9 protein-coding genes and 2 tRNA genes are annotated in these 11561 nt (G+C 68.7%); 3 read left to right on the forward strand and 8 right to left on the reverse strand.

What is annotated here, in order from left to right; genetic code table 11:
• Window positions 1-94: 94 nt before the first annotated feature.
• On the reverse strand, window positions 95-2716 hold the full coding sequence (locus tag ACWC97_RS12785; RefSeq protein WP_450649087.1) for a valine--tRNA ligase: 2622 nt from the start codon (window positions 2714-2716) through the stop codon (window positions 95-97).
• 152 nt (window positions 2717-2868) lie between these two features.
• On the opposite strand from ACWC97_RS12785, the gene ACWC97_RS12790 reads away from it, so the two are divergent.
• Window positions 2869-3894, forward strand: a complete 1026-nt coding sequence (locus ACWC97_RS12790; protein WP_450649089.1) for a hypothetical protein — start codon at window positions 2869-2871, stop codon at window positions 3892-3894.
• Between the two features lie 71 nt (window positions 3895-3965).
• On the opposite strand, the gene clpX is transcribed toward ACWC97_RS12790, so the two are convergent.
• From clpX to ACWC97_RS12815, 5 genes are all read right to left on the reverse strand, one after another.
• On the reverse strand, window positions 3966-5264 hold the full coding sequence (clpX, locus tag ACWC97_RS12795) for an ATP-dependent Clp protease ATP-binding subunit ClpX (protein ID WP_352275312.1): 1299 nt from the start codon (window positions 5262-5264) through the stop codon (window positions 3966-3968).
• A gap of 158 nt (window positions 5265-5422) precedes the next feature.
• On the reverse strand, window positions 5423-6103 hold the full coding sequence (locus ACWC97_RS12800) for an ATP-dependent Clp protease proteolytic subunit (protein ID WP_352275313.1): 681 nt from the start codon (window positions 6101-6103) through the stop codon (window positions 5423-5425).
• Window positions 6104-6182: 79 nt separating this feature from the next.
• Complete coding sequence (locus ACWC97_RS12805; RefSeq protein WP_352275462.1) at window positions 6183-6788, reverse strand: ATP-dependent Clp protease proteolytic subunit; 606 nt, start codon at window positions 6786-6788, stop codon at window positions 6183-6185.
• Window positions 6789-7056: 268 nt separating this feature from the next.
• On the reverse strand, window positions 7057-8448 hold the full coding sequence (gene tig, locus ACWC97_RS12810; protein ID WP_352275314.1) for a trigger factor: 1392 nt from the start codon (window positions 8446-8448) through the stop codon (window positions 7057-7059).
• A gap of 248 nt (window positions 8449-8696) precedes the next feature.
• Window positions 8697-8773, reverse strand: a tRNA-Pro gene (locus tag ACWC97_RS12815).
• A 178-nt stretch (window positions 8774-8951) separates the two neighbouring features.
• Here ACWC97_RS12815 and ACWC97_RS12820 point away from each other — a divergent pair.
• Window positions 8952-9025, forward strand: a tRNA-Gly gene (locus ACWC97_RS12820).
• A gap of 152 nt (window positions 9026-9177) precedes the next feature.
• Here ACWC97_RS12820 and ACWC97_RS12825 read toward each other — a convergent pair.
• Window positions 9178-9372, reverse strand: coding sequence for a hypothetical protein (locus ACWC97_RS12825; RefSeq protein ID WP_352275316.1), 195 nt, complete (start codon window positions 9370-9372; stop codon window positions 9178-9180).
• A gap of 471 nt (window positions 9373-9843) precedes the next feature.
• Here ACWC97_RS12825 and ACWC97_RS12830 point away from each other — a divergent pair, with 471 nt between their 5' ends.
• Window positions 9844-11016 carry an acyltransferase family protein gene (locus ACWC97_RS12830; RefSeq protein WP_450649092.1) on the forward strand — a complete coding sequence of 391 codons (1173 nt, stop codon included), beginning with the start codon at window positions 9844-9846 and terminating at the stop codon, window positions 11014-11016.
• Window positions 11017-11053: 37 nt separating this feature from the next.
• Here the strand turns inward: ACWC97_RS12830 and ACWC97_RS12835 are convergent, their stop codons facing one another.
• Window positions 11054-11560, reverse strand: coding sequence for an HD domain-containing protein (locus ACWC97_RS12835; RefSeq protein ID WP_450649094.1), 507 nt, complete (start codon window positions 11558-11560; stop codon window positions 11054-11056).
• Window position 11561: the final 1 nt, after the last annotated feature.

Genomic DNA, 11561 nt, shown 5'->3' on the forward strand with positions numbered 1-11561 from the left:
GGGCACCGACAACGCGCGCGGCGCATGGTGCGGACGGAACGGAGCCCCCGTCCCCCTGGTCGGTCAGGGGGACGGGGGCTCCGTGCTCAGGTGATCAGCTCTGCGGCAGTTTCGCCAGCTGACCGGTGATCCGCTCGATGTCGGCCTCGGCCTTGGCGAGCCGGCCGCGGATCTTGTCGACGACCTGGTCGGGCGCCTTGGCGAGGAACGCCTCGTTGCCGAGCTTCCCGGTCGCCTGCGCCTTCTCCTTCTCGGCGGCGGCCAGATCCTTCGTCAGGCGCTTGCGCTCCGCCTCGACGTCGATGGTGCCGGAGAGGTCCAGGGCGACCGTGACGCCCGCGACGGGCAGCGAGGCGGTGGCGTGGAAGCCCTCCCCGGCGGGCTGGAGCCGCAGGAGCTGGCGGACGGCCGCCTCGTGCGGCGCGAGCGCCGTACCGGCCAGGGTGAGCTCGGCCGGGACCTTCTGGCCGGGCTGGAGGCCCTGGTCGGAGCGGAACCGGCGGACCTCGGTGACGAGCTGCTGGACGAGCTCGATCTCCCGCTCGGCCGCCTCGTCACGGAAGCCGGAGTCCTTCGGCCAGTCGGCGACGACGACGGACTCCCGGCCGGTGAGCGCCGTCCACAGCGTCTCGGTGACGAACGGGACGACCGGGTGGAGCAGACGCAGCATCACGTCCAGGACCTCGCCGAGGACCCGGCCGGAGACCCGGGCCTGCTCGCCGCCCGCGAAGAACGTGGTCTTGGACAGCTCGACGTACCAGTCGAAGACCTCGTCCCAGGCGAAGTGGAACAGGGCGTCGCTCAGCTTGGCGAACTGGAAGTCGTCGTAGAGGGCGTCCACCTCGGCGACGGTCTTGTTCAGCCGCGACAGGATCCAGCGGTCGACCGAGGACATCGACTCGGCCGGGGGCAGCTCGCCCTCGATCGTGGCGCCGTTCATCAGCGCGAAGCGCGTGGCGTTCCAGATCTTGTTGGCGAAGTTGCGCGAGCCCTGGACCCAGTCCTCGCCGATCGGCACGTCGACGCCGGGGTTGGCGCCGCGGGCCAGCGTGAAGCGGAGCGCGTCGGAGCCGTACTTGTCCATCCAGTCGATCGGGTTGACCGCGTTGCCGAAGGACTTCGACATCTTCTTGCCGAACTGGTCGCGGACCATGCCGTGCAGGGCGACGGTGTGGAACGGCGGGGTGCCGTCCATCGCGTACAGGCCGAACATCATCATCCGGGCGACCCAGAAGAAGAGGATGTCGTAGCCGGTGACCAGGACGGAGTTCGGGTAGAACTTCGCGAGGCTGTCGGTCTGCTCGGGCCAGCCGAGGGTGGAGAACGGCCACAGGCCGGAGGAGAACCAGGTGTCCAGGACGTCGGTCTCCTGGTGCCAGCCCTCGCCGGTCGGCGGCTCCTCGCCGGGGCCGACGCAGACGATCTCGCCGTTCGGGCCGTACCAGACGGGGATGCGGTGGCCCCACCAGAGCTGGCGCGAGATGCACCAGTCGTGGAGGTTGTCGACCCAGTCGAAGTACCGCTTCTCCATCTCCTGCGGGTGGATCTTGACCCTGCCGTCGCGGACGGCGTCACCGGCGGCCTGCGCGAGCGGGCCGACCTTGACCCACCACTGCATCGACAGGCGCGGCTCGACGGTCGTCTTGCAGCGCGAGCAGTGGCCGACGGAGTGGACGTACGGGCGCTTCTCGGCGACGATCCGGCCCTCGGCGCGCAGGGCGGCGACGATGGCGGAGCGGGCCTCCAGCCGGTCCAGACCCTCGAAGGGGCCGGGGACGGTGATGACCGCGCGCTCGTTCATGACGGCGATCGAGGGCAGGTCGTGGCGCCGGCCGATCTCGAAGTCGTTCGGATCGTGGGCGGGCGTCACCTTGACGGCGCCGGTGCCGAACTCGGGGTCGACGTGGGTGTCCGCGACGACCGGGATCGTACGGTCGGTGAGCGGCAGCTTGATCTGCTTGCCGACCAGGTGGCGGTAGCGCTCGTCGTCGGGGTGGACGGCGACGGCGGTGTCGCCGAGCATCGTCTCGGCGCGGGTGGTGGCGACGACGATGGTCTCCTCGCCCTCGCCGTACGTCATGGAGACGAGCTCGCCGTCGTCGTCCTGGTACTCCACCTCGATGTCCGAGATGGCCGTCAGACAGCGCGGGCACCAGTTGATGATGCGCTCGGCGCGGTAGATCAGCTCGTCGTCGTAGAGCTTCTTGAAGATGGTCTGGACGGCCTCGGAGAGGCCCTCGTCCATGGTGAACCGCTCACGGGACCAGGCGACGCCGTCACCGAGGCGGCGCATCTGGCCGGAGATCTGGCCACCGGACTCGTTCTTCCACTTCCAGACGCGCTCGACGAACGCCTCGCGGCCCAGGTCGTGGCGGGACTTGCCCTCCTTGGCCAGCTCGCGCTCGACGACGTTCTGCGTGGCGATGCCCGCGTGGTCCATGCCGGGCTGCCAGAGCGTCTCGTGCCCCTGCATCCGGGCGCGCCGGGTCAGCGCGTCGATCAGCGTGTGTTCGAAGGCGTGGCCCAGGTGGAGGCTGCCCGTGACGTTCGGCGGCGGGATGACGACGGTGAACGGGGGCTTCTCGCTGTGCTCGTCCGCCTCGAAGTAACCGCGCTCCACCCAGCGCTCGTACAGCTTCCCCTCTACCTCGGCCGGCGCGTACTGGGTCGGCAGTTCGGGGGTGCTGGCTGGCGTCTGCTGAGTCTTCTCGGTCACGGGGGACAGTTTAGGGCCGTCACAGTCGTGCACTGAAACCGGTTTGTTCAGTAACGGTGCGGGTCCCGGTGCCCCATCCGGGTGAACCTTCCGCCAGGATGTCTAAAACACATAAACACTTCGATGAGCACTTCCGAACAGGGGAACCGCAGATGAGCTACAACCAGCCGGGCCCGTACGGCGGCCAGCCTCCACAGGGCCAGCCCGGTCCGTACGGTGGTCAGCCGCCCCAGGGTCAGCCCGGCCCCTACGGCCAGCAGCCGGGCCCGTACGGCCAGCAGCCCCCGCAGGGCCAGCCCGGCTACGGCTACCCCCAGCAGGCCCCCCAGGGCGTCCCCCCGCAGGGCCAGCCGGGCTACGGCTACCCGCAGCAGCAGCCCCAGCAGCCCGGCCCGTACGGCCAGCAGCCGCCCGCTCCCCCGTACGGCGGCCAGCCGGCCTACGGCGGCCAGATGCCGATGCCCCCGGCCCAGCCGAAGAAGAAGACCGGCCTGGTCGTCGGCGGCGTCATCGTGGCCCTGGCGGTCATCGGCGGCGGCATCTACTTCCTGACCGGCGGGGGCGGCGCGAGCAACAGCGATGTCGCGGACTCCACCAAGGGCTACAAGGTGACACCTGCGGCGTCGGTGGACGACTACAAGAAGCAGAGCAGCTCCGCGGTGCCGCCCGGTCCGGTGACCGGCACGCAGAAGTCGCAGTTCGAGGGGCTCGGCTTCAAGAACCCCCAGCAGGCGACGGCCTCCTACCAGTCGGGGTCCAAGGAGAACATGCTCAGCATGAAGAACCTGTCGTTCCAGGGCTACTGGGGCGATGTCACCGACCCCGCCAAGATCATCGACAGCTCCTTCGCGGACGCCGAGCAGAACATGAAGAAGTCCAACGAGGGTATGGAGTACTCCCTCGTGGACAGCCCCAAGGCGGTGAAGCCGGCCGGGTTCGACGGAGCGCTGATGAAGTGCCAGGACATGAAGATGGTCAACAGCAAGGGCGACGGGAACCCGCAGGGCGCGGGCCCCAAGGAATTCACCGCACCCATCTGCGTGTGGGCCGACTACAGCACGGTCGGCGTGGTCGTCGGCATCGACCTCGGTCAGTCCATGGCCGGCAAGGGCATGCCCCAGGACGACCTGGCCGCCCTGGCCGCCAAGCTCTACAACACGTCCCGCACCAAGATCTGAGGCCGCAACGCGGAAGGGGCGCCCGCCAGTTCACCTGGCCGGGCGCCCCTTCCGTCTGTGTGCGGCCGCCGCTACGCGGACTTCTCGTGCCGGCCGCCGTCGCCCTTGCCGATCGTGCGCGGCTCGCGCGGGACCAGGGTGGGGTTCACGTTGTTGCGGACGACGTCCGGGGTGATGACGACGCGGGCGACGTCCTTGCGGGACGGGACCTCGTACATCACGGACTGGAGGACTTCCTCCATGATGGCGCGCAGCCCACGCGCGCCGGTCTGGCGGAGGATCGCCTGGTCGGCGATGGCTTCCAGCGCCCCACGCTCGAAGTCCAGCTCCACACCGTCGAGTTCGAAGAGGCGCTGGTACTGCTTCACCAGCGCGTTGCGCGGCTCGACGAGGATCTGGAGCAGCGCCTCGCGGTCGAGGTTGTGGACCGAGGTGAGGACGGGGAGGCGGCCGATGAACTCCGGGATCATCCCGAACTTCACCAGGTCCTCCGGCATGACCTCCTGGAACTGGTCGCTCGCCTCGATCTCCCGCTTGGAACGGATCGTGGCGCCGAAGCCGATGCCCTTGGCGCCCGCCCGGGACTCGATGATCCGCTCCAGGCCGGAGAAGGCACCGCCGACGATGAAGAGCACGTTCGTCGTGTCGATCTGGATGAATTCCTGGTGCGGGTGCTTCCGGCCGCCCTGCGGCGGTACGGAGGCGGTGGTGCCCTCCAGGATCTTCAGCAGGGCCTGCTGGACGCCCTCGCCGGAGACGTCGCGGGTGATCGACGGGTTCTCGCTCTTGCGGGCGACCTTGTCGATCTCGTCGATGTAGATGATCCCGGTCTCGGCCTTCTTGACGTCGTAGTCCGCGGCCTGGATCAGCTTCAGCAGGATGTTCTCGACGTCCTCGCCGACGTAGCCGGCCTCCGTCAGCGCCGTCGCGTCGGCGATGGCGAACGGGACGTTGAGCATGCGGGCCAGGGTCTGCGCGAGCAGCGTCTTACCGGAGCCCGTGGGGCCCAGCAGCAGGATGTTGGACTTGGCCAGCTCGATGGCGTCGTCCCGGCCCTGGGCGCCGCCGTTCTCACCCGCCTGGACCCGCTTGTAGTGGTTGTACACCGCGACCGAGAGGGCCTTCTTCGCGGGCTCCTGCCCGACGACGTACCCCTCGAGGAACTCGTAGATCTCGCGCGGCTTGGGGAGTTCCTCCCAGCGCACCTCGGAGGTCTCGGCGAGCTCCTCCTCGATGATCTCGTTGCAGAGATCGATGCACTCGTCGCAGATGTACACACCGGGTCCCGCGATGAGCTTCTTCACCTGCTTCTGGCTCTTTCCGCAGAACGAGCACTTGAGCAGGTCGCCGCCATCACCGATGCGTGCCACGAGGTGCTTCCCCTTCGCCTGGGAGCAGCTTGGTTCAGCGGCTCCTGGTGCCTCTATCCGACGGTACCTTGCCTGGCCCCCCGTTCGGGCCCCCCTTGGCACGGTTCACGCGGCCGGAGCCGGGCGAACACGGTGTGCCAAGGGGCTGAAGACCGGCGTCAGACGGCCGAGGCCGCCTGCTTGCGGGTCGACACGATCTGGTCGACGAGACCGTAGGCGAGGGCTTCCTCGGCGGTCAGGATCTTGTCGCGCTCGATGTCGTCGCGGACCTTCTCCAGCGGGGTGGTGGAGTGCTTGGCCAGCAGCTCCTCCAGCTGGGTGCGCATCCGCAGGATCTCGTTGGCCGCGATCTCCAGGTCGGAGAGCTGCTCGCGGCCGGTCTGCGAGGACGGCTGGTGGATCAGCACGCGGGCGTTGGGCAGCGCCATGCGCTTGCCGGGGGTGCCCGCGGCGAGCAGCACGGCCGCGGCGGAGGCCGCCTGGCCCATGCAGACCGTCTGGATGTCCGGCTTCACGAACTGCATCGTGTCGTAGATCGCGGTGAGCGCGGTGAACGAGCCGCCGGGGCTGTTGATGTAGATCGAGATGTCCCGGTCCGGGTCCATCGACTCCAGGCAGAGGAGCTGCGCCATGACGTCGTTGGCGGAGGCGTCGTCGATCTGCACGCCGAGGAAGATCACGCGCTCCTCGAAGAGCTTCGCGTACGGGTCGTACTCGCGCACGCCCTGCGAGGTGCGCTCCACGAAGCGCGGGACGATGTAGCGGTTGTCCACCTGCGGGCCGGTGTAGAGGCCGCTCGCGGAGGCGCCGGGGAAGTTGTTCATAGGGGTGTTCACCATCCTGGTGGCGTTCTGTGGCTGGATGTCTCGGCGTACGAGAGGTGCGCGGGGCGGTGGCGCCGGTCCGGTGGGAGCCGGATCAGGCGCCGGTGCCGCCGCCGCCCGGAACGCCCGATGCGGCCGAGATGATCTCGTCGATGAGGCCGTACTCCTTGGCCTCCTCCGCGGTGTACCAACGGTCGCGGTCGCCGTCGCGGATGATCGTCTCGACGGTCTGGCCGGAGTGGCGGGCGGTGATCTCCGCCATCCGCTGCTTGGTGCGCAGCAGGTACTGGGCCTGGATCTTGATGTCCGAGGCCGTACCGCCGATGCCGGCCGAACCCTGGTGCATGAGGATGTCGGTGTTCGGGAGCGCGAAGCGCTTGCCCGCGGTGCCGCCGGTGAGCAGGAACTGGCCCATGGAGGCCGCCATGCCCATCCCGATCGTCACCACGTCGTTGGGGATGTACTGCATGGTGTCGTAGACCGCCATGCCGGCCGTCACCGAACCGCCGGGGCTGTTGATGTAGAGGTAGATGTCCTTCTCGGGCTCCGCGGCGAGAAGGAGGAGCTGCGCGGTGATCTTGTTGGCGATCTCGTCGTCGACCTGCTGGCCGAGGAAGATGATGCGCTCGCCGAGCAGCCGGCTGTAGACCTGGTCACCGAGGCCTCCACCGAGGGACGGCTCTCCGGCGGCGTAGGGCATCAGATTCGTCACGTATCCACCTGCTCGTCTCTGACGGCTCCGGCCGTCTCAGCGTCTTCGTACCGGGGTGGGCGGGGAGCTTCCCCACCCTTCCTCTTCATGGACCCTAACGCGCAGGTGGGACAACGCCATCCCGCTTCCGCAACTGTTCGCTGGGAGCGCAAGCTCCGCAGTCCGCACAAGGGTTGTGGGGCACCGTACGCCCTACGGCGACGGGCCCCGGACGCGGGTGCGTCCGGAGCCCGTCGTACGAGGGTCAGCGCGAGGCTCAGGCCTCGTTCTTCGCCTCGGTGGCCTCGGCGGTGTCGGTGCCCTCCGCGGCCTCGACGGCCTCGGTGGACTCGTCCTCCTCGTCCTCCAGATCGATGACCTCACCGTTGGTGTCGACGACCTTGGCGGCCTCGACGACCACGGCCAGCGCCTTGCCGCGGGCGACCTCGCCGACGAGCATCGGCACCTGGCCGCCCTCGACGACGGCCTGGGCGAACTGGTCCGGGCTCATGCCGGAGGAGGCGGCACGCCGCATGAGGTGCTCGGTGAGCTCCTCCTGGTTGACGTTGAGCTTCTCCTTGTTGACGATCTCGTCCAGGATGAACTGGGTCTTGATGCCCTTGATCGCCTGCTCGGAGGTCTCGGTGTCGAACTCCTCGGCGGTCTTGCCCTGGATCTCCAGGTACTTGTCGAGGGTCAGGCCCATCTGGCCGAGCTGGTGGTGCTCCAGGTTGTGCTTGCGGGTCTGGATCTCGTCCGCGAGCAGCTTCTCCGGGATCGGGACCTCGGCGAGCTTGAGCAGCTCGTCCAGGACACGCTCCTGGGCCTGGGTGGCCTGGTCGTACTGCTTGGTGTTCTCCAGGCGCTTGCGGCTGTCGGCCTTCAGCTCGTCGAGGGTGTCGAACTCGCTGGCCATCTGGGCGAACTCGTCGTCCAGCTCGGGCAGCTCGCGGGCGGCGACGGCGGTGACCTTGACGGTGACCTCGGCCTCCTTGCCCGCGGCGGAGCCGCCCTTCAGCTCGGAGGTGAAGGTGGCCTCGCCACCCGCCTCCAGGCCGGTCACGGCGGCGTCGATGCCGTCGAGCAGCTCGCCGGAGCCGATGGTGTACGAGACACCGTCGGCCACGCCGTCCTCCAGGACCTCGCCGTCGACCTTGGCCTGCAGGTCGATCGTCACGACGTCGCCCTCGGCGGCGGCACGCTCGACCGGGTTGGTGGAGGCGAAGCGCTCACGGAGCTGCTCCACGGCCTTCTCGATGTCCTCGTCGCTGACCTCGAGGGCGTCGACGGTGACCTCGATGCCGGAGTAGTCCGGAATCTCGATCTCGGGGCGTACGTCAACCTCGGCGGTGAAGGCCAGCAGCTCGCCGTCCTTCAGCTCGGTGATGTCGACCTCCGGCTGGCCGAGGACGTTGAGCTCACCCTCGTTGACGGCCTCGGTGTAGAACTTCGGGAGGGCGTCGTTGACGGCCTCCTCCAGCACCGCACCGCGGCCGAAGCGCTGGTCGATGACCCGGGCAGGGATCTTGCCCTTGCGGAAGCCCTTCACCGTGACCTGCTGGTTGATCTTCTTGTACGCCGCGTCGAGGCTGTCCTTGAGCTCCTCGAAGGGCACCTCGACAGTGAGCCGAACCCGGGTCGGGTTCAGGGTCTCCACGGCGCTCTTCACGGTTCGGTCTCCTTGTGGCTGACTTCTTGGGGTTCTGCTCCGCCGCACGGTTCGGCGGCTTCGCGGACCGAGCCCGGTACATCAGACACACGGGCACGCATTTTGCATAGTAACGGCAAGGAGTCGGACTCCCGCAACGCGCTCCGCCCTCGGCCGACGCATCGTGCGACCTGCCCCGGCGCGAGGTCCCGGGCGGCCCTGGTCCCGCTCCGCGGTACCGCCGCGCGGTGGTTCCTGGTCGTGCCGGTTGGTCGGGGTGGCCGGATTCGAACCGACGACCTTCCGCTCCCAAAGCGGACGCGCTACCAAGCTGCGCCACACCCCGTCGGTGCGACACGTAGGGTACATGCAGCGGGGCGGTGCGTCGGCCGCTTTGCGCGGGCCGCACCGGAGCCGTCGCCGACGGCGGTGCCGGGTCTCCGGCCGAGGGGTGTGCGCGCGGCGTCCACGACCCGCTACGATGCTCCACGTGCCACCGGCCTCCGGGCCTGCGGCGCGGCTGTGCGGGCGTAGCTCAATGGTAGAGCCCTAGTCTTCCAAACTAGCTACGCGGGTTCGATTCCCGTCGCCCGCTCCATGACAGGGCCCGGTCCGGCGAATTCCTCGCCGGACCGGGCCTTTCGCGTTCCCTCGTAGGCACAGCACGCACAGAAGGACCGCACACGAAAGAACCGGGCGCTCACGGGCCGTTGCCCGTGAGCCCGGTTCGCGCGGGCCGCAGGAGTGGCGTCAGAAGGAGAGCTGGCTGACGGTCTGCGCTATCGAGTCCAGGAACCGCTGGATCGACGGCGCCATGCCGCTGGACGCCAGGAAGAAGCCGAAGAGCACGGCGACGACCGCCGGTCCGGCCTTGAGGGAACCGCCTCTGATCAGCACGACCAGGATGATCGCCAACATCAACACCACAGACAGCGAAATCGCCACGCCTGATCACACCTTCGGTCGGTCCGCCTTGCCGGCCCGGAGAGATGCGACGCGGCACCCCTCCGTCCGGTCCATCGTGCCACCAACTCCCCGTGGATCGCTGCCGGGTGACGGTTCGAAGTGACCGGTTCTCGCCATTCCCCGCGCCCCGCGCGCACCAGGGGCGCACCGCTGCACGAGAGGGGCGCGCAGCCACCCTCCGACATTCCGCGCGAACGGCCGGCCAGGAGGTTTCGACGGGCTTCCATTGTGATGATTTCCATACCCGCACACTTCATTCACAGGCAATTCCAAGATTCAAGTGCGATGAGATTCAGGTCGCACAGAACCTTGCCGATATGCCCCATTTAAGTGGGATGAATCGGTGCATAGCGGCCGGTAAATGGCGGTTTCCCTTTCGGAGGGACGGCGGCAGATCAATATCCCCGAGCGGTTTTACGAATTCCGATCCCGGCGTCTAAGGTGACTGGAATGTTCCACGCTCCGAACGTATTCCAGCGGGCCCAGATCCCACCGGCGCACCAAGGGTCGGAGCCCGGAGGCAGAGGTGCGGCGACCGCCGTCGCGCCATCCCCCACGCAGGCGAGACCGTCCGGAACGGTGGCGAACGAGCCTCCGGCGGGCGCACCGGCGAAACGGCGCGAGGCCTACTTCGACAACGTGAAATACCTGGCCATCGTGCTGGTCGCGGTGGCCCACTCGTGGGAACCGGTGATGGACGGCAGCCGGACCGCCCGCGCGCTGTACATGGTCGCGTACACCTTCCACATGCCGGCGTTCATCATCGTCTCCGGCTACTTCTCCCGTTCCTTCGACATGTCCGCGGCCAAGGTGAAACGCCTGGTCACCGGCGTCGCCCTGCCCTACATCGTGTTCGAGACGGCGTACTCCCTGTTCCGGTGGTACGCGGGCGACACCGGCGACATGGAGATCAGCCTGCTCGACCCCTGGTACCTCACCTGGTTCCTGATCGCGCTCTTCATCTGGCGGATCACCACCCCGATCTGGCAGGCGCTGCGCCATCCCCTGCCGGTGGCGCTGGTGATCGCCGTGCTCGCCTCCCTCTCCCCCTCCATCGGCGACGACCTGGACCTCCAGCGGGTCCTGCAGTTCCTGCCGTTCTTCGTGCTGGGGCTCCGGCTGCGCCCCGAGCACTTCCGGCTGGTGCACCGGCGCGAGGTGCGGATGTTCGCCGTCCCGCTCTTCGCCGGGGCCGTGGCCCTCGCGTACTGGGCGGCGCCCCGGATGCAGCTGGGCTGGTTCTACCGCAGCAACAGCGCCCAGGAGATGGACGCGCCCTGGTGGTCGGGGGCGGTGATGACGCTGCTGATGTTCTGCGCCGCGCTGCTGCTCACCATCGGGTTCCTGGCCTGGGTGCCGCGCCGCCGCATGTGGTTCACGGTGCTCGGCGCCGGGACGATCTGCGGCTACCTGCTGCACGGCTTCCTGATCAAGGGCGCCGGGTACGCGGGCGTGTTCGACGCCCACGACTGGCTGGCGGAGCCCGCCGGGCTGGTCCTGGTCTCGGTGGTCGCCGCCGTGGCGGTGACGCTGATGTGCACGCCGCCGGTGCGGCGGGTGTTGCGGCCGGTGACGGAACCGGACCTGGACCTGGCCTTCCGGAAGGACCCCGCCCGGCGTTGAACCGGTCGGCCGGGGCCGGGCGGTTCGGCGCCGAGGGTCAGGACTTCGCCGTGTTGGCTTGATCCGATCGGTCGCTGGGCGATTCGTCCGGGGTGAGACCGAGCAGTCTCCGCACCTGTGCGTATTTCTCGGTCAGCCGGGTACGGGTCGCCGGTTCCAGTACCGCGAGGCGGGCCGGGTCCGCGTTGTGGGCCAGGTCCGCCTCCTTGACCAGCAGGGCTCCCGGGGTCTCCAGGATGCGCCGGGTGTACGCGGAGAGGTCCTCGCCGTCCCGTTTGGAGACGGCGAGGACCATGTCCTTCACCCGCTGCGGCAGGGCCGCTTCGGCCAGCCAGCGTTCCGACAGCGCGTCGTCCTCGACCGCGTCGTGCAGCCAGGCCGCGGCGATCTGCTCGTGGCTGCCGCCCCGGGCCCGTACCCCCTCCGCGACGGCGGCGAGGTGTTCGGTGTACGGGCGGCCCGCCTTGTCGCGCTGGTGGGCGTGGGCCTCGCGGGCGATCGCCTCGACCTCGGCCAGGGTCAGCTGGGGATGCGATGGGGTCATG

It is taken from the genome of Streptomyces sp. NPDC001108 (assembly GCF_053598535.1).

Excerpts from the sequence above, each read along its gene's own strand:
- ACWC97_RS12835 (WP_450649094.1), bottom strand. The coding sequence starts at position 11,560 with ATGACCCCATCGCATCCCCAGCTGACCCTGGCCGAGGTCGAGGCGATC.
- ACWC97_RS12805 (WP_352275462.1), bottom strand. The coding sequence starts at position 6,788 with ATGCCCTACGCCGCCGGAGAGCCGTCCCTCGGTGGAGGCCTCGGTGAC.
- ACWC97_RS12800 (WP_352275313.1), bottom strand. The coding sequence starts at position 6,103 with ATGGTGAACACCCCTATGAACAACTTCCCCGGCGCCTCCGCGAGCGGC.
- ACWC97_RS12790 (WP_450649089.1), top strand. The coding sequence starts at position 2,869 with ATGAGCTACAACCAGCCGGGCCCGTACGGCGGCCAGCCTCCACAGGGC.
- ACWC97_RS12830 (WP_450649092.1), top strand. The coding sequence starts at position 9,844 with ATGTTCCACGCTCCGAACGTATTCCAGCGGGCCCAGATCCCACCGGCG.